This window comes from Alcanivorax sp. DG881 (assembly GCF_000155615.1).
Taxonomy (GTDB): Bacteria; Pseudomonadota; Gammaproteobacteria; order Pseudomonadales; family Alcanivoracaceae; genus Alcanivorax.
This window is the reverse complement of the sequence record NZ_DS989915.1, coordinates 3667640-3692689: the sequence shown is the minus strand read 5'-3', so window position 1 is coordinate 3692689 and position 25050 is coordinate 3667640. Positions and strand designations below refer to the sequence as shown.

General features: G+C 52.1%; 20 protein-coding genes and 1 tRNA gene. 3 read left to right on the top strand and 18 right to left on the bottom strand.

Annotated elements, in window-relative coordinates; translation table 11 throughout:
• Positions 1–15: 15 nt before the first annotated feature.
• A complete protein-coding gene (uvrB, locus tag ADG881_RS16675; RefSeq protein ID WP_007149582.1) occupies positions 16–2031 on the bottom strand; it encodes an excinuclease ABC subunit UvrB in 2016 nt (671 codons plus the stop codon).
• A 564-nt stretch (positions 2032–2595) separates the two neighbouring features.
• Here uvrB and ADG881_RS16670 point away from each other — a divergent pair.
• Together ADG881_RS16670 and ADG881_RS16665 are read left to right on the top strand one after the other, a co-directional pair.
• On the top strand, positions 2596–3786 hold the full coding sequence (locus tag ADG881_RS16670; RefSeq protein WP_007148312.1) for a pyridoxal phosphate-dependent aminotransferase: 1191 nt from the start codon (positions 2596–2598) through the stop codon (positions 3784–3786).
• 68 nt (positions 3787–3854) lie between these two features.
• A tRNA-Asn gene (locus tag ADG881_RS16665) sits at positions 3855–3930 on the top strand.
• 200 nt (positions 3931–4130) lie between these two features.
• Here the strand turns inward: ADG881_RS16665 and galE are convergent.
• Positions 4131–5141, bottom strand: a complete 1011-nt coding sequence (gene galE / locus ADG881_RS16660) for a UDP-glucose 4-epimerase GalE (RefSeq protein WP_039927567.1) — start codon at positions 5139–5141, stop codon at positions 4131–4133.
• A 171-nt stretch (positions 5142–5312) separates the two neighbouring features.
• Between galE and ADG881_RS16655 the strand changes: the two genes are divergently transcribed.
• The gene (locus ADG881_RS16655) at positions 5313–5519 is read left to right on the top strand and encodes a hypothetical protein (RefSeq protein ID WP_156790442.1); all 207 of its coding nucleotides are present in this window, start codon (positions 5313–5315) and stop codon (positions 5517–5519) included.
• 339 nt (positions 5520–5858) lie between these two features.
• Here the strand turns inward: ADG881_RS16655 and cysC are convergent, their stop codons facing one another.
• The 16 genes from cysC to ADG881_RS16575 all read right to left on the bottom strand — a co-directional run bounded on the left by cysC (position 5859) and on the right by ADG881_RS16575 (position 24945).
• Positions 5859–6470 (bottom strand): adenylyl-sulfate kinase, encoded by a 612-nt coding sequence (gene cysC / locus ADG881_RS16650; RefSeq protein ID WP_007148987.1) that lies wholly within the window; start codon positions 6468–6470, stop codon positions 5859–5861.
• A 92-nt stretch (positions 6471–6562) separates the two neighbouring features.
• Positions 6563–6901 carry a four helix bundle protein gene (locus tag ADG881_RS16645; RefSeq protein WP_039927012.1) on the bottom strand — a complete coding sequence of 113 codons (339 nt, stop codon included), beginning with the start codon at positions 6899–6901 and terminating at the stop codon, positions 6563–6565.
• A gap of 139 nt (positions 6902–7040) precedes the next feature.
• Entirely contained in the window at positions 7041–8813 is a 1773-nt protein-coding gene (locus tag ADG881_RS16640; RefSeq protein ID WP_007151500.1) for an SLC13 family permease, read from the bottom strand.
• Between the two features lie 258 nt (positions 8814–9071).
• Positions 9072–11027: a nucleoside-diphosphate sugar epimerase/dehydratase gene (locus ADG881_RS16635; RefSeq protein WP_232211745.1), complete on the bottom strand. Its 1956-nt coding sequence runs from the start codon at positions 11025–11027 to the stop codon at positions 9072–9074.
• A gap of 295 nt (positions 11028–11322) precedes the next feature.
• Complete coding sequence (locus ADG881_RS16630) at positions 11323–12672, bottom strand: lipopolysaccharide biosynthesis protein (RefSeq protein ID WP_007151183.1); 1350 nt, start codon at positions 12670–12672, stop codon at positions 11323–11325.
• A gap of 1 nt (position 12673) precedes the next feature.
• Positions 12674–13873 carry a DegT/DnrJ/EryC1/StrS aminotransferase family protein gene (locus ADG881_RS16625; protein ID WP_007151423.1) on the bottom strand — a complete coding sequence of 400 codons (1200 nt, stop codon included), beginning with the start codon at positions 13871–13873 and terminating at the stop codon, positions 12674–12676.
• A 21-nt stretch (positions 13874–13894) separates the two neighbouring features.
• Complete coding sequence (locus ADG881_RS16620) at positions 13895–14512, bottom strand: acetyltransferase (protein WP_039927010.1); 618 nt, start codon at positions 14510–14512, stop codon at positions 13895–13897.
• Positions 14509–15102, bottom strand: a complete 594-nt coding sequence (locus ADG881_RS16615; protein WP_039927008.1) for a sugar transferase — start codon at positions 15100–15102, stop codon at positions 14509–14511. Before ADG881_RS16615 ends, ADG881_RS16620 begins: the two co-directional genes overlap by 4 nt.
• Positions 15099–16223 (bottom strand): glycosyltransferase family 4 protein, encoded by a 1125-nt coding sequence (locus ADG881_RS16610; protein ID WP_039927566.1) that lies wholly within the window; start codon positions 16221–16223, stop codon positions 15099–15101. Before ADG881_RS16610 ends, ADG881_RS16615 begins: the two co-directional genes overlap by 4 nt.
• 17 nt (positions 16224–16240) lie before the next feature.
• Entirely contained in the window at positions 16241–17428 is a 1188-nt protein-coding gene (locus ADG881_RS16605; RefSeq protein WP_007150964.1) for a glycosyltransferase, read from the bottom strand.
• Positions 17425–17991 (bottom strand): acyltransferase, encoded by a 567-nt coding sequence (locus ADG881_RS16600; RefSeq protein ID WP_039927006.1) that lies wholly within the window; start codon positions 17989–17991, stop codon positions 17425–17427. Before ADG881_RS16600 ends, ADG881_RS16605 begins: the two co-directional genes overlap by 4 nt.
• Complete coding sequence (locus ADG881_RS16595; protein ID WP_007150708.1) at positions 17988–19298, bottom strand: hypothetical protein; 1311 nt, start codon at positions 19296–19298, stop codon at positions 17988–17990. Before ADG881_RS16595 ends, ADG881_RS16600 begins: the two co-directional genes overlap by 4 nt.
• On the bottom strand, positions 19292–20191 hold the full coding sequence (locus ADG881_RS16590) for a sulfotransferase domain-containing protein (RefSeq protein WP_050760181.1): 900 nt from the start codon (positions 20189–20191) through the stop codon (positions 19292–19294). The genes ADG881_RS16595 and ADG881_RS16590 overlap by 7 nt, the downstream gene beginning before the upstream one ends.
• A 15-nt stretch (positions 20192–20206) precedes the next feature.
• On the bottom strand, positions 20207–21241 hold the full coding sequence (locus ADG881_RS16585) for an NAD-dependent epimerase/dehydratase family protein (RefSeq protein ID WP_007148891.1): 1035 nt from the start codon (positions 21239–21241) through the stop codon (positions 20207–20209).
• 135 nt (positions 21242–21376) lie between these two features.
• Positions 21377–22651, bottom strand: a complete 1275-nt coding sequence (gene tviB / locus ADG881_RS16580) for a Vi polysaccharide biosynthesis UDP-N-acetylglucosamine C-6 dehydrogenase TviB (protein WP_007149785.1) — start codon at positions 22649–22651, stop codon at positions 21377–21379.
• Positions 22652–22725: 74 nt separating this feature from the next.
• Positions 22726–24945: a polysaccharide biosynthesis tyrosine autokinase gene (locus ADG881_RS16575; protein ID WP_039927004.1), complete on the bottom strand. Its 2220-nt coding sequence runs from the start codon at positions 24943–24945 to the stop codon at positions 22726–22728.
• Positions 24946–25050: the final 105 nt, after the last annotated feature.

Below are 25050 nucleotides of genomic sequence, written 5' to 3'. Positions count from 1 at the left end.
TTAATTACTCTCTAGCTACCGCATAAAGCCCAGCTCCCGGAGCTGGTGAATCTTGTCCCGGGTGGCGGCGGCATCCTCGAATTCCAGGTTTTTGGCGTGCTCCAGCATCTTGGCTTCCAGCACCTTGATCTCCTTGGCCACCTGCGCCGGGGAGCGGGCATCTAGGTAATCGGCGGCGGATTCCGCCACTTTCTTCTCACCCTTGTACTTGCGATCGAAACGGCTGCCGCCGCTGTCATCCATGATGTCGCGGATTTTCTTGTTGAGCCCCTGCGGGGTAATGCCGTTGGCCTTGTTGAACGCTTCCTGCTTCTCGCGGCGGCGGTCCGTCTCGCCGATGGCCCGCTCCATGGAGCCGGTCATTTTGTCCGCGTAGAGAATCGCCCGCCCTTCCACATTCCGGGCGGCGCGGCCGATGGTCTGGATCAATGAGCGATCGGAGCGCAGGAACCCTTCCTTGTCCGCATCCAGAATCGCTACCAGCGCCACTTCCGGCATATCCAGGCCTTCACGCAGCAGGTTGATCCCCACCAGCACGTCGAACTTGCCCAGACGCAAATCGCGGATAATTTCCACCCGTTCCACCGTATCGATATCGGAATGCAGGTAACGCACACGGATGCCGTGCTCGTTGAGGTATTCGGTAAGATCTTCCGCCATACGCTTGGTGAGCGTGGTCACCAGCACCCGCTGCTCTTTGGCAATGCACTCCTTGGCCTCCCCCAGCAGATCGTCCACCTGGGTGGTCGCCGGGCGGATCTCGATCTTCGGGTCCACCAGGCCGGTGGGCCGCACCACTTGTTCCACCACCTGCCCCGCGTATTTCTGCTCGTAGGGCCCGGGGGTGGCGGATACAAACACCATTTGCGGTGCCAGTTGCTCCCATTCCTCGAATTTCAGCGGTCGGTTATCCATGGCCGAGGGCAAGCGGAACCCGAAGCTCACCAGGGTTTCCTTGCGGGAGCGGTCGCCTTTGTACATGGCGCCCAGCTGCGGAATGGTCACGTGGGACTCATCGGCAATCAGCAGCGCATTGTCCGGCAGGTAGTCAAACAGGGTGGGCGGTGCATCACCGGGCGCACGGCCAGAAAACAACCGGGAGTAGTTTTCCACGCCGTTGCAGTAACCCAGCTCCTGCAGCATCTCGATGTCGAACCGGGTGCGCTGCTCCAGCCGCTGGGCTTCCACCAGCTTGTTTTGCTCCTTTAGCTCCGCCAGCCGTTCGGTGAGTTCTTCCTTGATCATCTCCACCGCCTTGAGCACCGTTTCCCGGGGCGTCACGTAATGGCTCTTGGGGTAGATGGTGGTGCGCCCGATACGCCGGATCACCTCGCCGGTGAGCGGATCAAAGATGCTGATGGACTCCACTTCGTCATCGAACAACTCGATGCGCACCGCTTCCTTTTCCTCTTCCGCTGGGAAGATATCGATCACATCCCCACGCACCCGGTAGGTGGCGCGACGAAAATCCATTTCGTTGCGGGTGTATTGCAGTTCGGCCAGGCGCCGCAGCAGCTCACGCTGATCAATATGATCGCCCCGCACCAGATGCAGCACCATGGCGTGATAACTGGCCGGGTCACCCAGACCGTAGATGGCGGATACCGTGGCCACGATAATGGTATCCGGACGCTCCAGGATGGCCTTGGTGGCAGACAGGCGCATCTGCTCGATCTGTTCGTTCACCGAAGCATCTTTCTCAATGAAGGTATCGGAGCTGGGAACGTAAGCTTCCGGCTGGTAGTAGTCGTAGTAGGAAACGAAGTACTCCACCGCATTTTCCGGGAAAAACTCGCGAAATTCCCCATACAACTGCGCCGCCAGCGTCTTGTTGGGCGCCATGATGATGGTCGGCCGGCCAGTCTGCTCGATCACATTAGCCATGGTGAAAGTCTTGCCCGAGCCCGTGACACCGAGCAGCGTCTGGTGGCCCAGGCCGTCATCAATACCCTCAATCAGCTGGGCAATGGCCTTGGGCTGGTCCCCGGCAGGCTGGTAATCGGAATGGAGCTTGAAGAGGCTTTCGGGCATGGGGTCTTCCTGATGGCTACCCTTCCAAGCCAGGAAGGCAGCAAAATCATGGTTTTAAAAATCGAGACGTAGTGTAACAGAGCCGGCGTGAATGCGCGGTGGAACGACAACCCCGGAAACACCGGATTTCCCTGTGGGCAATTCAGCTTGCTAAACGAATCGGTGCCAAGACCGCTGTAGGAGCGGAGTAACGCCCGTAGTTCCGTGCGGCCCGAAGGGTGAGCGTAGCGAATAGCTCCTCTGGAGGGACGAACCGCGCCCAGCGCCAACCCCCATAGAGCGAGGGTTTTGGATGATGATAGAGTCTCCGACCAGTATTGAGCGGGCCCGGAAGCGCCCTTTCTTCGCCAAGGCCCAGATTCGTCCCCTGGAAGGGAACTCCTACCGCGGCTTTGTAGAGAGCTCGCACCCAGCAGCCGCGCTCTGGTTGCAGCCCCCACCCTCACCGCCCACAAGGAAACACGGGACATTCCCCGCCTGATCCGGTAAAATGCACGCCCCTTTCTGGGTCGATTGCTGCGCCAAAAGCGCGGCCCAACGACTCTCTAGATGAACGAGGAGTGCATGTCCGATATCAGCCTTTCCGACCGCGTACAACGCATCAAGCCGTCTCCCACTCTTGCCATCACCGCCAAAGCCGGTGAATTGCGCGCGCAGGGCAAAGACATTATTGGGCTGGGTGCCGGTGAGCCGGATTTCGATACGCCGGATCATATCAAAGACGCCGCCATTGAAGCGATCAAGGCCGGCAAAACCAAATACACCCCGGTGGACGGCACTCCCGGCCTGAAGAAAGCCATTATCGACAAATTCCAGCGCGATAACGGCCTGTCCTATGAGCCCGGCCAGGTGCTGGTCTCCAGCGGTGGCAAGCAGAGCTTCTTCAATATGGCACTGGCCCTGCTGAATGACGGCGATGAAGCCATCATTCCGGCCCCCTACTGGGTGAGCTACCCGGATATGGTACTGGTTGCCGGCGGCGTACCGAAGATCCTCGAAACGGACGTGAACAGCCGCTTCAAGATCACCCCGGAACAGCTGGAAGCGGCCATTACGCCGAAAACCCGCCTGTTCGTGATCAACAGCCCCTCCAACCCCTCCGGCATGGCCTATTCCCTGGAAGAACTGGCGGCTCTGGGCGAGGTACTGAAGAAGCACCCGAACATCATCGTCGCCACCGACGACATGTACGAGCATATCCTGTGGACCGGCAAGCCGTTCATCAACATCGTCAATGCCACCCCGGAGCTGTACGACCGCACCGTGGTCATGAACGGCGTCTCCAAGGCCTACTCCATGACCGGCTGGCGCATCGGCTACGCGGCAGGCCCGCAAAAGCTGATTGCTGCCATGAAAAAGGTGCAGTCCCAATCCACCTCCAACCCGGCCTCCATCAGCCAGGCTGCCGCTGAAGCCGCACTGGCCGGCGATCAGGGCTGCGTGGACGAGATGGTCAAAGCGTTCAAGGAACGTCACGACTACCTCACCGCCGCACTGGATGCCCTGCCTGGCGTGAAATGTGCCCAGGGTGACGGCACTTTCTATGCTTTCCCGGACTTCTCCGAAGCCATTGCCAACATGGATGGCGTGGAATCCGACACCGACCTGGCCACCCTGCTGCTGGAAACGGCTGAAGTCGCGCTGGTGCCCGGTTCCGCCTTCGGCGCCCCCGGCTGCATGCGCCTGTCCTTCGCCGTCGGCATGGACACCCTGAAAGAAGCCATCCGCCGGATTGAGCAAGCATTGGCTAAATAAGCAACAAACGCACCCCCGGGGTGTTGACGACCCCGGGAGGCGTCACTAATATACGCGCCTCAAGACATTCCGCCTTAGCTCAGTTGGTAGAGCAAATGACTGTTAATCATTGGGTCGCTGGTTCGAGCCCAGCAGGCGGAGCCAAATAAGAGAAGGGCTTATCCATCGGGTAAGCCCTTTTTCTTTGTCCTAATGATTGGGCGCCCTGCGGCCGCCAGTTAATCATTGGTGAATTCAGTTGCATTCGCCTGGTTCGAGCCCGGCAGGCAAAACACAATAAGAAAAGCCCGGCATCTTTCGATACCGGGCTTTTCTTTGTCTCATGATTGTTCGCGCGTCCTTTCCTAAAACCCTTCCGGATTCTGTTTCTGCCAGCGCCAATGATCCTCGCACATTTTCTCAATGCCCCGCTGTGCCTCCCAGCCCAGCACGGCATTGGCATGGGCCGGATCTGCATAGCAGCTCGCCACATCGCCGGGGCGACGCTCTACTATTTCATAGGGCACAGGGCGTCCAGATGCCTGTGAGAACGCCGTAACCATTTCCAGCACGCTGTACCCCCGGCCGGTTCCCAGGTTCACTGTTAACAGGCCGCCATCCGCGTCCAGCGCCTCAAGCGCAGCCAGATGCCCCTGAGCCAGATCCATAACATGGATATAGTCTCTGACCCCGGTCCCGTCCGCGGTCGGATAATCCCCACCAAAAACGCCCAGCTTTTCACGTTTACCCACCGCCACCTGGGCGATATAAGGCATCAGATTGTTGGGGATACCCGCCGGGTCTTCGCCGATCTGACCACTCTCATGGGCCCCCACAGGGTTGAAATAACGAAGCAACGCCAGCTTCCATTTTTCGTTACTCCGATAAAGGTCCCGCAACATATCTTCAATATGCAGCTTGGTCGCACCGTAGGGGTTAGTGCTACTAAGGGGAAAATTCTCCCGAATCGGCACTGTTGCCGGATCGCCATAGACCGTCGCAGAAGAGCTGAACACCATGGTGCGCACGCCTGCACGCTCCATCGCTTCCAGCAACCGGAGGCTTCCCGTCACATTGCAATCGTAATAACTGAGCGGCATGGCGACAGATTCCCCCACCGCCTTAAGGCCCGCAAAATGGATTACCGCCGCGATGTCATAATCTGAGAACAGGGTATCCAGACAGTTCGCATCGCGAATATCGCCTTCCACAAACGCCACAGCCTTGCCCGCAAGCCGCTCAACACGGTTCAGACTCTCCCGGCTACTGTTACTCAAATTGTCCAGCACCACTACCTGGTGCCCAGCTTCCAGCAACAACAAAACGGTATGAGAACCGATGTAACCCGCGCCGCCCGTTACCAGAATACTTTTCATCATTTTGCCTCCGAGCCTTCAGCTCTCGCCTCAGACTTGTCTTACTCAAAAAGTGGTTTCTGGATGACTCACCGGCCCCCTTCAACCACGTAGGGTGCCTAGCTGAACGGCAGAGGAATTCAACACTCCAGCACAGCCATCACCACAAGAGCCACAACAGGTATGATCACTATGCCATTTTACCGCGCCAGTTTCCGCCATACCTTCAGCACCGGGGACACTGTTGAGCTTACCTCCAGCCCCTACCCAGCCAATAGCTGGGAGCACGCCCGGCAACTGGCCGATGCATTTGGTTATGTGGATGTGCGGATTGCTGTCGAGGACCGACATAGCGATGGCCGAATTACCGTATACCCCATGCTCACCAGTGTTGAATGACCGCGCTCCTGGAACAAGCCACAATCAATGAGCACCGCAACACTATCGCTCACCTCCCACTCATGGGCAGCACCGATCACGCCGCGCCCCGCGCCGTGGTGGTAACTACGAGGGAGCCCGCTCAGGCGCGGCTTATGAAGATGATCCTTGTCGTTTCCTGAAAGGGGTGAGAGGCAGACCATCCTTGGCCTGAGGACAAAATCCAATCACTGCATTGTGTCGGATTACGGCTACGCCTAATCTGACCGACCTACGCCAAATCAGCCTGAAAGGCGCAATTCTGTAGGTCGAATTAGCCTGAAAGGCGTAATCCGACATACTGCTTAGCCAACACCCACCCTACACAATCGCAGCGATCAGTTGCTTCACACAGGCTTCAATATCGTTTTCAGCGGTATTCACCACCAGCTCCGGCTTGGCCGGGGCTTCGTAAGGGCTATCGATACCGGTGAATTCCTTGATAATGCCCTGGCGCGCTTTCTGGTACAGGCCTTTGGGGTCGCGCTTCTCACACTCTTCCAGTGGCGCGTCCACAAACACTTCCACGAACTCGCCATCTTCGAACAACTCACGGGCGGCATCACGGTCCGCCCGGAACGGGCTGATGAAGGCGGTGACAACAATAAGGCCTGCATCCACCATCAGCTTGGCCACTTCAGACACCCGGCGGATGTTCTCAGTACGGTCTTCATCGCTCATGCCCAGGTTCTTGTTCAGGCCGTGGCGCACGTTATCGCCGTCCAGCAAATAGGTGTGTTGACCCTGCTCGGTCAGTGCCACTTCCAGCGCATTCGCCAGTGTAGATTTACCGGAACCGGACAGACCCGTCAGCCAGATACACTTCGGCGTCTGGCCCTTAACCTTCGCGCGATCTGCCTTGGACACATTAGACTCATGCCAGACGACATGGGCCTTGGATTCGTTTGCTTTTTCCTGGTATGGGGAAGACATAAATACCTCACTTTGTTCGAAGAGCAGCGGCTAGCTGCGAGCTTCTAGCTACTAGAAAAACACAACCGGGCCTTTGGCCCAGCATTATAAATTCACTTCAATTTGCGCATGATCGCGAACAGCATTTTCGATAGCTGCTCAATCTCATCGCCCCACCTTTTGCTCATTTCATCAGGGATATAACCGATTCTGCTGCCGATAATTAGCTGGGTCTTCAATTCACCCGCCGAGCCCTTAGCATAGTTCAGAAACAACGCTTTCTCTTTGTCGGAAGCTCGCTCGAAGCCCTCTGCAATATTCGAGGGCAAGGACAGCGAGGATCGGGTTATCTGATCCCTAAACCCGAAGTCACGGTGGCCAGCAAAGTGTTGATAGATCTCAACACTTAAATCCACTGACCGACGCCAGATATCCAAATTTTCAAGACGCATCCCTGCCTCTCCATATTATTAGCACCCCTATCCTTAGGAACTTTACCGGTTTTCTCTATCCAATTGAGCGTAGCTCGTAGCTCGTAGCTCGTAGCTCGTAGCTCGTAGCTCGTAGCTCGTAGCTCGTAGCTCGAAACTTTCAAAACCCCCAAACCATCGGAATAACCGTCAGGCTAATCACCGCCACCACCACACTCATCGGAAACCCGATCTTCAGGTAATCCCGGAACGTGTAGCCCCCTGGTCCCATAACCATAAGATTGGTCTGGTAGCCCAGCGGGGTCATGAAGCTGGCAGAGGCGGCGAACATGACGGCAACGATAAAGGGCATGGGGCTGACGCCCAGCTGCTCAGCAACACCGATGGCGATGGGAAACACCAGCACGGCGGCGGCATTGTTGGTGATCATTTCGGTAAACACGGCCGTGAGCAGGTAGATGATCACCAGCGCCATAAAAGGCGACAAGCCCCCCTCCGGAATCACCTGTTCCACAATCCAGGCCGCCGCACCACTGGACTCCATGGCTTTACCCAGCGCAAAAGAGGCGCCAATCACCACCAGCACCGGCAGATTCACACTCACGTTCATCCGCGAGCGGTTCACGGTCACACAGCGCAGCGCAATCATCAGGCCGGCCGCAAACATGGCCGCCTCCAGAGTCGAGGCCAGCCCCAACACATTCGCCATCACCATCGCCACCAGCACCGCAACGGCCACCGGCGCCCGGCGAAAGTCCGGGGGAGTGGAATCTTTCAACGGACTCACCAGCATGAAGTCACGACGATACTGATACTGCTCCACAAACTGCTGGCTGGTTTCCAGCAACAAGGTATCCCCCACCTTCAAACACTGCTCGCCCACCTTGCCGGGCACACGCTTACCATTGCGGCTGATACTCAAAATCGCTGCCTGGTAACGGGTCCGGAATCCGGTTTCCTTCACGGAACGGCCAATGCCGGGAAATTCCGGACTCAGCACCACTTCCACGAGGTGGCGCTGGTGGTTATTCAGGCCCAATTTGTGGGCCCCACCATGGGCAGCCTGCAAGCCGTTAATACGTTGCAGCTCCCGCGCGCACTCCGGCACTCCGACAAACGCCAGCAAGTCCCCTTCCTGCAACGTCATTTCCGGACCAACCGCCGTGAACAGTCGCTCATCACGCTGAATGTCGGTCAGGAAGCCATAGGTCAGGTTCCGCAGCCCGGCATCCTGAATGGTACGCCCTGCCAGCGGGCTGCCTTTCGCGACCAGCATCTCGACGTGGTACTCACGGGCATCTTCCCACTGGGACGCCATACTGGCCCGGTTCGGCAGCAAAAAGCGGCTGATTAACAACATAAAGGCCGCACCGCCGAGCAACACCGGCACACCGACCCAGGCCACATCGAAAATGCCAAAGGCCGGCAACCCTTTTTCCTGTACCAAACCGTCCACCACCAGATTGGTGCTCGTGCCGATAAGCGTACAGGTGCCGCCGAGAATCGCCGCATAACTCAGCGGTAACAGCAGTTTGGAGGCAGACAACCGTAAGCGTTGCGCCCATTCCTGCACCGCAGGAATCATCATGGCCACAACGGTGGTGTTATTGAGGAACGCACTCAGAATCGATGCTGGCGCGATCAAACGGAACTGGCTGGAGAGTACCGACTTGGGTTGTCCCAGCAACCGATGTGCCACCCAGTAAATAGCCCCCGTATCCCGCAAAGCCGCCGCCACCACATACAGCGCCGCGATGGTCATCAAGCCGGGGTTGGCAAAACCGGACAACGCCTCGCCCGGGGAAATGATGCCCGTGACCAACACGAGTACCAGCGCCGCCATCATGGTCATATCTGCAGGCACACGGTTGCTGGCCAGCGCCCCTAGCACAGCCAGTACGATCAGCAGTGTTATCAGTATTTCCACGGTCATTCGGTAAACCACACAAGCCCGGACGCCACGCGACACACGCAGCAAAAGAGCATTTTACAGGGCAAAAGGAATATAAAAAGAGAGGACTTAGTTAAATATGATATAAGCAAAAAACCAACGTCTCAGCCAACAATGTCGGATTACAGCCAAGCCTAATTCGACCTACACACTGACCGGCGAAACAACGGCGACGGCTTCAAGCTCGGGGTTTGTAGGTCGAATTAGCCAGAAAGGCGTAATCCGACACTCAGGGCAGACTTATTCCACCGCGCTGGCGGTTTTCGCCACCAGAGCCGGCGCCTCGCGGCTTGGCACACTTTGGGGCGCCTCGATGTCCAGGCCACCTGGCTCGTAACCATTCACATAGCTGCGCAGCAAGGCACGCAGGGCGTCCTGATCAGCTCGGGTCAACGCCTTGCGGAAGGCTTCCAGAGCAAAATAGATCTCATCCCATTCCAGCTTTTCTTCATGGGCCTGCATAATCATCTCGTGCTCGGTGCGTGTACTGCAATCACCGATCAGCAGCTCTTCATAGAGCTTCTCACCCGGTCGCAGGCCGGAAAAAGCAATCTCGATATCACCATCCGGGTTCTTCTCATCCCGCACGGACATACCCATCAAATGCACCATAGTTCGCGCCAGGTCCACAATGCGCACCGGCTCGCCCATATCCAGCACGAAAACTTCACCACCCTGGGCCATGGCACCCGCCTGGATCACCAGCTGGGAGGCCTCCGGAATCGTCATGAAGTAGCGAATCACATCTGGGTGGGTCACCGTCACCGGCCCGCCTTTCTGAATCTGGTCACGGAACAGAGGCACCACCGAGCCGGACGAGCCCAGCACATTGCCAAAACGCACCATGGAGAACACCGTCTCCGAACCCCGCGCGGCAATGGCCTGGAGCACCAACTCGGCAAAACGCTTGGTGGCGCCCATTACATTAGTCGGGCGAACCGCCTTGTCAGTGGACACCAGAATAAAGTGCTTCACATGGGCGGCTTCCGCGCCCAGTGCCGCTTCCAGCGTCCCCAGAATGTTATTACGCACGCCAGCAGAAGGGTTGGCCTCAACAATCGGCACATGCTTATAGGCGGCCGCATGATAGACCGTATCTACCCGATGCTCACGGCACAGCCGTTCCATCAAGCCACGATTGACCACCGAACCGAGCACTGCCTCAATTTCAATGTCTTTGCTTCTATTTCCTGCGAACGCCTGCAATTCCTTCTCGATGGCATACAGACCGAATTCACTTTGGTCCAGCAACAGTAACTTGGAAGGGCTCAACTTGAGAATTTGCCGGCACAACTCGCTGCCAATGGAACCACCCGCACCGGTCACCAGCACATGCTTGCCACTGATACAGCGTGTCAGCAAGTCAGCGCGGGGCGGTACGGCATCCCGGCCCAACAGGTCCTCAATGGCAACTTCCTTGATTTCCTCCAGGCGTGCCTTGCCGCTGGCAATATCGGCAAACGACGGCACCGTCTGCACATGCACATTCAGCGTTTCCAGCCAGCGCACCACCGCCATTCTCGTGGCACGGCTCTCGGAAGGCAGCGCCAGCAGCACAGTGCGAATCGCGCCACGTTCCACGGCCTTTTCCAAGGCTCGGCGACCCACCACCGGCACACCACAAAGTAGCGTGCCTTGCTTGCCGACCGCATCGTCCACAATCATTAGCGGGTGCAATTCAGCGGTGGACAGCAGCCCCGATACCAGCTGCGCGCCGGCACCACCGGCACCAAAAACCGCAACGGCTTCGCGGTCAATACGGTTACCCAGTACGTGATAAAGGAAACGGCGCATCATGAAACGACTGCCGCCCAGATACAGCACCAGCACCGCCCAGAAAATGATAAAGACCGATCGCGGCGTGGAGGCCGATGCCATATATGACGCGGCAGCCAACAGCACCACCGACAGAGTCACCCCAGCGAGAATGGACCACGCCACCTCGGCACCAAGGTAACGGACAATAGAACGGTAGAAACCCAAGACGTACAGCGCAGGCAACAACACCAGCGGCGCAGCAACCAGCAACCACAAGTCTGCAACCTCAGGGGTTGCCGTATTCAGGCGGAGCCCATAGGCCAACCAAAGCAGCAACGGTGCCGCCAAGGCATCCGCGCTGAGCATGACCAACCGCTTGGCGGTGCGCGACAGCGACACCATCCGGTGTATAGGGGAATAGAGATACTTGTTCGTCATAACAGGTCCATCCATACGACCGCAGGGCCGACTAACACGGCAAAGTCCCTCTTAGCCATAAGACTGTGACTTTCATCACACTGTTTAGCCGGGGGAGCATTATAAGCCGTTACTCAGGATATCCAACGGGTAAAAAGCACTAATTTCGAGGCAATCTAGTCATGAACGGTGACAATTAAGCGACAAACGGATACTGATGTCCGTGATAATCACCCGCAATCACAGATCTTTTTCAATTTGTTGCAAAGTCGCCCGCAGGTCGTGTTAGGCCGAAGGCCGTAACCCGACATGCGAACTATACACGTGGGCGGACACCCAATAACTTTAGAACATTAGGCCCCGGTAAAGTCCAGATACCTAGCTTGATCCACACAAAGAACATAGCCATGAGATTTTGCGCAACCAAGACAAAAGCCAAGGCAAGCGCGGCCCCCAATGCGCCCAACCAAGGCGAAAGGAGGAAGAACCCTAACAATCCAACGCCGTTAGAAAAAAGTGAGATATTGCGCATAGCGCGGTCATGGCCGGTCATGTTTAACAGAAACCCCACGGATCCTGTCGCCACATTTACCAGCTGAGCCAATGCCAAAATCCGCAGGAGATTTGCCGCCGGGTCAAACCCTTCACCAAGGAAGCGCAATATCCACTCTGGCACCAACAGACAAGCCACTAAAAACGGTGCGGACAGCCCAAGTCCAAATAAAGCTGCTCGACGAGCCGTCCCACCCAACTCCGTCATACTTCCCTGATAATAGAGCGCAGCAAACCGGGGAGGGAAAATGGCATTGATCACCATAAGCACAAAAGCAACGGAGATAGCGATCTGCTGTGCAGACTTGAATAGCCCCAACTCCACAGAGCCAAGGAACTTTCCGGCGATCATAATGCCAAGAGCCCCCTGCATGAAACCAGCGAGCCCCATGATGAAAAAAGACAAAGACGCGCCACGAAACTCGGTCATATCCTTTGGACCAATACAAGATGACTGCTCAGAAGAGCTATGAGAACCGAGCCATCTTAGTGCTATCACATGGCCCTGAGTCGCAACCACAATCGCCGCCAACAGATACACCCATCCCAACACGTCGAGCCCTGGAGAGCCGGACTTGTCCAGCGTCTCCAGCAGCAGAATCAATCCACCAGCGATCAGCGCAATCGCGCCATTCTCCTGGAAAGCAGCCGTAGCAGGCTTGCGTATTCCTTTAAAAAAACCCGCAAGCAAAAAGCTCCAAGTATAGAAAGGAATAGCAAGACTGATCCCCAGAAGCATGCCGGAAAGTCCAGGCATGTTGAAAAAATTCTCAGCTTCGGCTCGCAACAAAAAAAAAGTCAGCGACAAGGGGATACTCACCCACAAACTACGGAACCCCGCCATATAGAGGTAGCGCCTGACTTGCGGAGATTCAAAATCGCGGCCAATAAAACGGAGTAACGCATTGTCCATCCCGCCTCTAGCCAGAATTCCTGAGCCCAGTAGAATACTTTGCGCCAGAGCATAAACGCCCACACCTTTGGGGCCGTACAACTGGCCAACAATCACTACAAGCCCCAGAGCACCAAAGGCCGACACTCCTTTTGCCAGAAAGGTACGAATTAAAGCCCTGCCCGTTTCACCACGCAACCGGGACAGAAAGGACATTGCCATCTCAGTAAGAACTCCTGCCCGCAGACATTACCCTGCCTACGGCGGTATGCAGCACCGAACAGGTTTTCTCCACCTCTTCAGCCGTCAATGTAGGATGCACCAGAAACATCAACGCGCTATCACCCAGCGATCGAGCAACAGGAAGCCTCTCCTCAGGCGCGAGCCCAAGATCCGTAAACGCTTTCTCCAAGTACACCTCGGAACAAGACCCTGAAAAACACGGCACGCCTTCCGCCACAATCGCATTCATAATCCGGTCACGCACATCCGCAACAGGGTCATTAGCAACAGCCTCATCCACAAACACATAACACTTATAACCGGCATGACCGATGTCTTCCGGCACCACCGGCACGCGTAACCCAGGCAGTGATGCCGCTGTTTCCCAGATTGCGCGGCAATGAGCTTGGCGTGCGGTAGTCCACTCCGGCATCCGCTGCAATTGAATCCGACCAATTGCTGACTGCATTTCTGTCAAGCGCCAGTTAGTGCCCACCGACTCATGCAACCAGCGAAATCCCAGCGGATGCTCACGCTCGTACACCGCATCCCAGCTCTTGCCATGGTCCTTGAAGCTCCACATCCGGGACCACAAATCGCGATCATTCACCGTGACCATACCGCCTTCACCACCGGTGGACATGATTTTGTCCTGGCAGAACGACCAGCAACCCACATGGCCCAGGCCGCCAACCGGCTTGCCTTTATAGGTGGCACCGTGAGCCTGGGCGCAGTCTTCAATCACGAACAACCCCTGCTCCACAGCCAAGGCCATCATGCCATCCATGTCGCAGGGCCAGCCCGCCAAGTGTACAGCCACCACGGCGCGGGTTTTCGGCGTAATCGCCGCCGCAACAGTCGCGGGGGTAATATTTTGGGTATCCGGGTCCACATCCGCGAATACGGGTGTAGCCCCGGCGTTAATCACCGCCGTTGCCGACGCCAGAAAGGTACGCGGTGTCACCACCACCTCATCACCGGCGCCTATACCCAAACCTTTAAGGGCGAGATCCAGTGCCAAGGTGCCATTGGCTACAGCAATGGCATAGTCAGCACCCGCAAAGGCTGCGAATTCCTTCTCGAATTCACGGCCTTCCTGGCCGGTCCAGTAATTGACCTTATTGGAAAGGAGTACGCGAGACACTGCATCAGCTTCTTCCTGGGTAAAGGAAGGCCAGGGAGAGAAAGGGCCGTTAAGCATTAAAAACCTCGAATGGAAAAATTAACGGGAACGGGCAGGCGTCCCCACCACCGTCAAGTCATTATCAATATCAGAGACAACCGTTGCACCAGCACCAACAATAACGGCATCACCAATGCTAATGCCTTGTTTTACCTGACTACCAATACCGATCCAGCTGTGAGCACCCACCTTAACCGTTCCAGCCAACGCCGCTGCAGGACAGATATGGGAGTAAGTGCCTATATGGCAATCGTGGTCCACACAGGCACGGGTATTCACGATCGCCCCCTGAGAAATATAGCTATCCACATTCACGACGGCGCCAGCCACAATCAACACACCCGGCTCGATGGTGGCGTACTCACTGACGACGGCAGAAGGGTCAACCAGAGAAACCAGTGGCAAACCGTTATCCAGCAGCCAATCACACCATTGCTGGCGCTCTTCGCTATTACCGATAGCAACAAAATAGCCGTCACACTCATGGGCTGCCGCATCTTCAGGCGCAGCAAAAAGAGGCCAGTGAGCATGCGCGCAGTCACCCGAGGTAAAGCGGGCATCGAAGAAAACCACTTGAGTCCAGCCAGCGCGTCCTGCAACGTCCGCCACTACCTTGCCGTGGCCGCCGGCACCGATCACACCTAGCCGTTTACTCACTTGTTACTACCCGTGAATTTGGACATGGTTGCCTCACCATCCTGGCTAATGCCATCACGCTTAACTACCTGCCAGACCGTAAGAAACAGAATTTTAATATCCAGCCACAGGGTACGGTTTTCCACATACCATACATCCAGCTCGAATTTCTCTTCCCAGGAAAGGGCATTGCGGCCATTAACCTGTGCCCAGCCAGTGACTCCAGGTCGCAACAAATGACGCTTAGATTGGCGCTCGTTATACAGCGGGAGATACTCCATCAACAACGGGCGCGGTCCCACTAGACTCATCTCACCTTTAACGACATTCCAGAGTTCAGGCAGCTCATCAAGGCTAGTGGAACGAAGAAAACTCCCGAAACGAGTCAAGCGCTGAGAATCACACAATAGGTTGCCGTTTGAATCCCGCTGATCCGTCATGGTACGGAATTTAATCATCTTGAATGGTTTGCCTTCTATGCCAGGCCTAACTTGACGAAAGCAAACAGGGGAACCATGTTTGGTACGAACGAGAATGGCAAGCAAAATAATTATCGGGCTAAGCACAATCAGTCCACAGCAAGAACCAATGACGTCCATAATTCGCTTCATTGGATACCCATCTTATTAAGCATAAAGGAGTTTACTTTATTAACATCATATTTATTTTCCGCAATAGTTCGTGACCTGCCACCCATAACAGAAATAATCTCTGGTGATTCAATAAAACGAAGAATAGCAGCAACCAAACCGTTAACATCTTTGACAGGAACTAAAAATCCGTTGTAGCCATCGACAAGAGTCTCTCGACAACCGGGAGCGTCTGTCGTTATTACTGGACGCCCCATTGCCATCGCCTCCAGAACAGTTCGCGGTGTACCCTCCCTATACGAGGGCAAAACATAAACGCTACTATTAGTGATGGCAGGTTTTACATCAGCTAGCTTGCCAAGGAAATCTATCGTTCCTGCTTTTACCCAAGAATCGAGTTCAGCCTTACCAATTGCGTCAGGATTCTCATCAATCCAACCAACCAAACCAAATGAAACTTTGGGGTATTTCAGTTTCACACTTTCAGCCGCTTGGACATACTCTCTTACCCCCTTGTCACCTAATAGGCGGGCAATAAGCAAAAATGATGTTCTAGAAGGAAATGGAGCAGGCCTATATTCAGAGGTATCAACCCCTGAACCATTAACAACAAAAGACGGCACAATACCAGGAAGGATATCAAGACCACGAAACAAGGCTTCATCATCAGGGTTTTGAAAAAAAACGCCATGAGACCTCGCCAAAGAAAAACGATAAAGCAATCGAACCACACGTTTTAAAAACTTACGCTTACCAGAGGCATTCCCGGTAAAGGCGTAACCCAATCCAGTAATTAAAGAGAACCTACATTGAACTCTAGCAAACCAAGCAGCGATACCACCATAAATAACAGGTTTGACAGTATAGGAGAGCATTACATTTGGCTTCACGGCTCGAAGCATAATAAAAATACTAAAAAATGTAACAATATCGAAAATAGGATTTAAACCGGCACGTCTCATTATCACGTCGTGCACAACAACCCCCTTACACTCGAGCTCTTTAGTTATTTTTGAACAACATGTTAGCCCCGGTGCAGCCACATGCACCTCCGCACCAGCCAATATAGCAGACTGGATTAAAGCTCCACGAAAGTTAAGCAATGAATCTGCATAACTTGCCAATATCAAAACCCGTTTCACTTTTACCACCTAATTAATCAAGAACCACATGATATAGCTACACCTTCCCAAAACTGTTTTCTTCTTTCTTCAAGCGCGTCAGAGTAATACTGTTTAGCCACTTCAAAATTTTTATACGAATCTGCGACCATCAGGTCAGGTTCGATCAGTAATTCGCTGATCTTAGCGGCTAAAGCAGCCGAGTCACCACTTTCTACAAGGCGCGACTCTGGCAACAATTCGGGTATACCGCCGACAGTAGTAGCTATGGCTGGACAACCACGGCTCATTGCCTCTATGAGGGCTCGGGGCAGCCCTTCTGTGCGACTTGGCTGACAATATAAATCCAGAGCATCTAGCCAGAGAGCTACTTCCTCACTTTTTTTTCTTCCATCAAAGAAAATCCAATTTTGAGCTGAGAATTTCTCAATAGCTGGTTTAAGCACAGTAACCTCGCCCGAACCTAAGACATGCAAATCAATATCCAACAAGGAGGACTTCCTACAAATTGATACAGCCTCAATTAAAACATCGATCCCTTTATAATTATTACTAAATGAACCTATAACGCCCACTTTAAATTTTTCATTTTTTACCATGGACCGAATATGGTTTTCACGATCAGAAATCACCGACTCACAAACCCTGCCGATAGAAACATTGGAGGCATAAGAAACCATCTCTCCTCCTTTATACTTTTCTTGAAGCTTATACCTTGTAACGTATATAGCACCAACAGCTCTAGAGACTATTATTTTAGTATAAAAATCAAAAAACCAACCTAAAAACTTGTAACTTGCCCTCCTCCCCCCAGAATTATAGATCGCCTCAAAGGCGTCACCAACAACCTCTACCGCATAAGGTTTTCTCTTTATCATCAAGATAGGAAAAACAAATAAGGAAAATATACAAGGCAGGCGAATAGCAACAATATCAGCCTCATCAATTAAAGCTATAACATGCCTGATATTTGAAAAGAAATATCGCCCCCATATACTTAACCAAGTACGCCCCGTGACAGGGGAAAAACCCACCGAATCAGATGAGGAAATAACAAGCCCATCGGCATCATTGGTATCTTTACTTCTGCAAAGAACCGTAATCGAGTCAGCAATATTTAAAAATCGCTCAAAAGCTGAGCTTGGCAACTTTCCCTCTGAATAGTAGCATCCGTCTTTTGTTTTAAAAAATTTATGATCATGGATAAAAAGTAGTTTGCCGCTCATAATGCCCTCAACTTTTTCGCAGGCACTCCACCGTAAACCCAGCCAGAATCGAGCCTCCCTTTTACAACCGCACCCGCCGCCACAACCACTCTAGATTCAATATGTGCACCAGCCAAAATACGCACACCACACCCGATCCAAACATCATCATCAATCACAATTTCTGCGCCTTTGACTTTATTGTATTTTATTGGTTTAGATGGATCCCCCCACGTATGCTCAAAAGAAATTAGCGAAACAGCGTGAGCTATCGAAATATTGTCCCCTAGTTTTATTCCACCATATCCATCCAAATAGCAAAAATCATGCATACTTAAATTAGACCCAATCACAATATTTCCTGGGTTTCTTATAACAGTATTAGCGGCAAAATATGAAGCTCTGCCCAGCTCTTTTACCATGGCCTTAACCAAAACGTAACGCATCCCTGCACCAAACTTTCCTCTAAACAAAAAGGTGGAGGAATATAGAAACTGCTTAACTGAAAGCGGAAAAATACGAAACAGAAAATAAAGAAAATCGAAAACAAAAATTAGCTTGGAGTACAAATCTCTTCCAGTCATATTTCCTTTCCTCCAGACTTAGCCAAGACAACATAGGAGCCCCAGATTACAAAGAAAGGGATCAAAGTCCATTTAACAAAAAGGCCAAGCAAGTTAGCAAAATCTGCTCTAAAGCTATAAATGAGTGCTGCAACAAAGAAAAAGAATAGCACCCTTCCTGTTAGCGTTCCCTCCAAAGCTTTAAATAAAAAAGATGATAGAAATGAAAGCGCAAAAAAACCACCAAAAACAGCAAGATTCCCAGAAACAGCATATAATTCTGGCACAATACCGAATCCCCAACCAGAGTTGCCCGCCACACCTGCATAGTTCCTATATACTGAGTTAAACCATGCCGTGGAACTCTGAGCATTATCAACCAAACCAAAAACATCCAGAAATCTAACAAAATCCATCCAGATTAAATTTGGAGTATCATAATACCCTCCGCTCAACATCAACTGCCTAAGATTTCTAGAGCCAGAAGCGAATTCATTATAAAACATCCACTCCCACCCTGAATAAGTAGCAGAATGCATTGAACCTGTAACCAAAACACTTTTAATTTGCTGACTAAAAGAAAGAACAGATAAAATAATAAAAAAAGACATCACATAATATTTTTTCTTGAAGCCAGCCAAGCACGAGAAGTAAAAAAGCACAACAACAAAACAAAACCTAAAGAAAATATCTCTTTCCCCTAGAACCAGCAGAGCCACGAGTGAGAGAGTTGCAAAATAAAAAAAAAGCAATTTAAAATCTTTTCCATGTTTCATTTTGAAACACAAATAAAAGCTTGCGCACATAAATAAAACATAGAGCAGCTCTTTTGCTACAGCCACACTTCCGCCAGAATCGTTGATTTCTCTTTTTGACGACAAGCCAAGCTTGTATACTGCAACGCAACAAAATAAAAGAAGCAACGGGGTAACAAAAACAGATACCCGACCAATAAAGTTGTAAAAGGAGGTTTTTTCAATCCGTGTGGTTTCTTTCATTTTCACCACCCCCACTAATGGGAACAGTGAAAAACCAAGAATAAAACCGGAAAGAGACAGGCTGCTTGTCTCAATTAATTCACTTAGAAAATAATTGTTTCCGGTCAAAAACAGGAACACAGGATAAGAAAAACTATAAAGATAGAGAAAAAAAGTCAGCACACCTTCCGGCCGCGAAAAGTCATACCACAAAAAAAACAACCACGGAGCGGCACAAAGAACAAAAAGCTTTACAGTCAAGTCTTGAAAAAAAACAGTTGACAGAAGAAAACCTGCAACCGCAATTCCCAATACTTTTTTTTCAATTTCACTTGGTTTATAGGTTACCATTTAGAGATATCCACTTTCGCGACATCCTTTAGCTTAATATTTTTTTCTTCAAAACCTTTCCTTAATAAGGATATTTGAGAACTGTCAATCGACCTCCTTTTTCTCCCCTCTGAAAAAAACCTGTAGACTGGACGCATAATGGGCCTTCCTTTCATTAAAGAGGTATTTTTTAACCACTCTTTAACAACACCCAAAAACCCCGGCGGCCTCATAACAAAATGAGCAATTCTAGGAAACCTGTGCACCCTATTAGAGTTAACCTTCTTAAGTTCCACCCCTTCAGCAGACTTCAAATTTAATCCCAAAAAACTCATGACATCGGTCAAACCAGACTCTACACTTTTAAAAAAATCTTCGTACAAAACAATCTTGCAATTTTCTTCGCCAAATAATTCGATGTACCTAGAGACCTGCTCCTCATAAGAATAAACTTCTGAATATAAAAGATGCTCATTTACAATGCTGTTTTTTGGTAAAAAGTTGCCCTTCGATCTTTCAGACTCCAGGTTGACAGCCTTCGTAAAATCATTGACATCCTCTCTTCCTGAGAACAGCAGTTGAGAATGCAAGGACTGCATCGCAGCCACAGGCTCTCGCAGCATAATTATAATTTTCGCTTCATCATTGTAATTCTTAATATTCTTTGCTGACTCTTTCGAATACAGATACCAAACAGAAGCATCACCGCAAAGTTTATTCCCAGACCTGTCATATAAAGCGTGATACTCGTCGAAAGTACGCACTCTTTGGAACTCGGGCCATTCAAAACAAAAAAAATGAGGCTCTTTTATTGGTGGAACAAAAACCTCGTTAGTTGCATTCAAGTATTCCACCAATGCAGTTGTTCCACACTTTGGAGCACCAACAATAAAGAAATCCACTTTTTTGTGCATATCAAAAAAACCTACTCAAATATTTTTAGCAAGTGTTGCGACATACCAGCTCATTGCTTTTTCAATACCATCCCCGACACGGTAGAGCACTTCATAACCAACCAGCCGACCAGCCTTACCTATATCTGCCTGTGAATGACGCACGTCACCTGCTCGGAAATCTCTATATTCAGGGTTTTTCTTATAATGGATCGATTGATTATTCAAAGCCTGTCGAATGAGCTCAAAAAGTTGATTTAATGTAGTTCTGTCATTACACGCCACATTAATAATTTCACTGCTTTTTAATTCACCATTAACCGCTGAAAGGATATTTGCTTGTACCGCATTATCGACAAAGCAGAAATCCCGGCTGGTTTCACCATCACCATTAATGTATAGCGTTTCATTCTGGATCATTGCAGCTGTCCACTTTGGGATAACCGCCGCGTAAGCGCCATTCGGGTCCTGACGTGGGCCAAAAACATTGAAGTAGCGAAGCCCGGTGCTATGGAAATTATAGGTTCGAGAAAAAACCGATGCATACAGTTCATTGACATATTTTGTTACGGCGTAGGGTGAGAGGGGGTTGCCGATAACATCTTCCTGTTTCGGTAAAGCTGGGTGATCACCGTAGGTCGAGCTGCTGGCAGCGTAGGTGAAGCTCTTGACTTCTTCATCCTTGCTGGCCACAAGCATATTCAGAAAACCATCGATATTGGCTTGGTTCGTGGTGATGGGGTCGTATATAGAACGGGGAACAGAGCCCAGCGCCGCCTGGTGCAGTACATAATCCACACCACTGACCGCCTTATTGCAATCGTCCAGATTGCGAATATCACCTTCAATAAACTTGAAGCGCAGCCATTGCTGCTCTGTGACCAACCCTTGGACCTCATCCAGATTGTGCTGATGACCAGTGGCAAAGTTATCCAGCCCGACCACCGTTTGATCAAGCTTCAGCAGGGCTTCCAGCAGGTTTGAACCGATAAAACCGGCGACACCGGTGATCAACCAGATTTTGGGGTTGGATTGGAGATCAGCTTTCACTTGTTCGTAGCGGGTAGTCATGGTTTAGCCTGTGTTTGTATGTTGCTTTCGCGCCTCAAGTGGCATTATTCGCTGCGCTCACCCCTTCGGGGCCGCCCTGCGTGCGTTCCTTCGCTTTGCGAAGGTCCTACAAAACCTTCTTTTGCAGGTAAGCTCCTACAGCCGGAGGTCCACCTGATCTTTGGGGAGCGTGTATTTCAGGTCGTACAGGACATGTTCGGGCTTGCCCAATCCACGAATATCGTCTGCGCCCATGGCCTTGAACTGGTTGTGGCCCACCGCCAGAATGATGGCGTCGTAGGCACCTTTCTGCGGCTGCGCCACCGGGCTGATACTGTATTCATGCTCTGATTCGGCAGCGTCGATCCAGGGGTCATGTACATCCACGGTAATGTTGTAGTCCTGCAGTTCCTTGACCACATCCACAACCCGGGTATTACGCAAATCAGGGCAGTTTTCCTTAAAGGTTAAGCCCATCACCAGAACCCTCGCACCATTAACCTGAATGCAACGGTGGAGCATGGCTTTGACCAACTCGCTGGCCACATGGCGCCCCATACCATCGTTGATGCGGCGGCCAGCAAGAATGACTTCCGGGTGATAACCAATGGACTGCGCCTTGTGGGTCAGGTAGTAGGGGTCCACGCCAATGCAATGCCCGCCAACCAAGCCTGGGCGAAAAGGCAGAAAATTCCATTTGGTGCCCGCAGCCTGCAACACTTCTTCCGTGTCAATTCCCATGCGGTTAAAAATCATGGACAGCTCATTGACCAGTGAAATATTCAGATCACGCTGGGTGTTTTCGATCACCTTGGCCGCTTCTGCCACTTTTATGCTGGATGCCTTGTGCGTGCCAGCGGTAATGATGGAGCCATACAGCTGATCGACCAGCTCTGCGATTTCCGGTGTGGAACCGGACGTCACTTTGGTTATAGTGGTTACACGGTGCTCCTTATCGCCGGGATTAATCCGTTCTGGACTGTAACCTGCAAAGAAATCCTGGTTAAACGTCAGCCCGGAAACCGCCTCCAAGACAGGCACACAATCTTCTTCTGTGGCACCGGGGTACACCGTGGACTCGTAAATCACGATGTCACCTTTTTTTAAGGTCTTGCCGATGCTTTCTGAAGCCTTGATTAGCGGCGCGAGATCCGGGCGTTTGTGCTCATCAATTGGCGTTGGCACGGTAACAATGTAAACGTTGCAATCACCAAGGCTGGCCGGGTCAGCGCTGAATTGCAGTTGACTGGCGCTGGCCAGCTCTTCATCACTGACTTCCAGAGTGGCATCATGGCCCGCATTCAGCGCATTAATACGGGCCTGGTTGATATCAAAACCGATAACAGACCGGTGCTTGCCAAACTCCACCGCCAGTGGCAGCCCAACGTAGCCCAACCCAATTACCGCCAGTTTGATGTCATTCAGTTCCATTCTTTATCCATTCCGTTGTGTGCTGATATTTAGTCGTTGTTACCACATCGCGCCGCCAGCGACGCTTTTACTGGTTAGTTGCTGCTTTTACCGTATTCGTAAGCGTAGTAGCCGTATTCGTTGGAAGCACGGCGCTCCATACAATTGAGAATCGCCCCTTTAATCTCTACATTATTCTGCGCAAAGCGTGTCAGTGAGATGTCCACTTCCTTAACACTGTTTACGCCAAAGCGGGTGACAATCAGGCTGCTGCCGGCCAGCTGGCCCACGATGGCGGCATCGGTTACCGCAAGGATGGGCGGGGTATCCACCAGCACGATGTCGTATTGAGCACTCAGAGATTCCATCAGTGCTTTAAACCGGTCGTGCATCAGTAGCTCAGACGGATTCGGTGGCACCTGCCCGCGGGAAATAAAGGCCAAATGTTCCATTTGGGTCGACTGAACAATGGCGTCTTGTTCGACCTGGCCAGACAAATAGTCTGACAGCCCTGCATCGTTGTTGTTTTCGAAGAAACGGTGCATATGGCCCTTGCGCATATCGGCATCGACCACCACCACTTTTTGCCCCGTTTGGGCGAGCACCGCACCCAGATTGGCAGAAACGAAGGATTTGCCGACCCCCGGGCTGGGACCAGAGACCATAAGCACCTTGTTACTGGCTTCCATCATGGCGAAGTGCAGGCTAGTGCGCAGGCTACGCAAGGCTTCCACAGCCAGATCGTTTGGGTCTGACAGGGTTAGCAACGGGATGGGGTCTTTGTCTTTCTTGCGCTTGCGGCGGCGCTTCAGGGCCTCCAGGCGGTCTACCTTTTGCTGGTGTTCAGACAACGGGATAGAGGCATACACAGAGATGCCCTGCTCTTCCAGCTGTTCCGGGCTTTCGATACCACGATTAAAGGCCGCTTTAAGGAGGACGACACCGACAGAACCCATGCCCCCCAGCATGGCAGCCAGAATGGCAATCAGGGACTTTTGGGGTTTGACCGGTTCAGGTTGCACCAGGGCTTTATCGATAATGCGCACGCTACCGACAGTGCCGGCTTTCATGATGCGCAACTCCTGCACCTTGTTAAGCAGGCCCACGTAGATTTCCTGGTTTACTTCTACGTCACGCATCAACCGCAGCACTTCCTGCTGGGTTTCCGGTAGTTGTTTTATTTGTTTGTTGAGCTCGTCTTTTTCCTGAATCAGGGAGCCCCGCTGTTGAATCAGGGTTCGGTAAGCCGGGTGCTCGCGGGTAAAGCGGGCAGAGACTTCGCTTTCCTTGATTTTCAGTTCATTAATTTTCGCTTCAATGGCGACCAGGCGTTCCAGCACAGACTGGGTTTCCAGTGACAGGTCTACCGATTCGCTTTTCAATCGATAGGCATTGAGCTTTTCTTCTGCCCCATTGAGTTTTTCTTTGATTTCAGGGAGTTGTTCGTCCAGGAAATCTAGGCTGTTCTCCGCTTCTGCAGACATGCGTTTGATGTTCTGGAGCAAATAGGTTTCGCTGATTGCGTCCAGAATAGCGCGTATCCGGGCTTTGTTGGGGCCAGTGATGGACAGGGCAATAATACCGGTCGCCTTCCCTTGCTCGCTGACAGAAAGGCGGCCACGAAGTTGATTAACGGCTTCGGCGCGGGTTTGATGCACCAGCGTTAGCGGCTCTTCGCCGTAATCCCATTCCCCCAGCTCCAGCGTAATGCGTTTGTCTTCACTGGTGATCACGGTGCCTAGCGGAGCGCTGCCCACTTTTTGCTCGTCAAAATACAGCGCGGGTTGGCCGTTTTCTTCAACCAAGGTGAACAATTCTCCCTCCAGATTTTCCGGGACCTGGAAAGATTTGATAGTCACGAAAGTTTCGTTGTCCCTATAACCTGCAAACAAAGGTTTGGGCACAAATTCAGGCGCGGGATCTGCCGCGCCGATCCCGCCAATTAAAGGAAGGCGGTCAGGCTCGACCTTAATATCCAGCTGTAGCTGGTCAATGATTTCACCCAGCACCATCCGTGAACGGATGATCTGGATCTCCGCATCGGCAGAAGATTCTTCTGTAAACAGTTCGTTCAGTTCAGAAAACCCAGGCACGCCACCCTGCTTGTCTTCCACTTGCAGTAACGCATCAGCCTTATAGATGGGGATGGCCATAAGGCTATAAGCTACGCCCAGGCACAGAGCGATAAGCGTGGTGCCAATAATCAGCCAGCGGTAGTCGACCAGTAGCCCCCACAGACGTTGCAGGTCAATTTCGTCGGCCATACTGGAGGACGACTGGGGCTGGCGTGTTGTGTTTGTTGCGTTTTCTGCCATGTTTTTTTGCTCTGCTGTCTGTTTGCTGTTGGGCGTTTTTGCGGTGGAACCGCCTCTCCCAAATGACGAGTTAGCTCGCCAGTTTTATCGATGCCACTGTAGGAG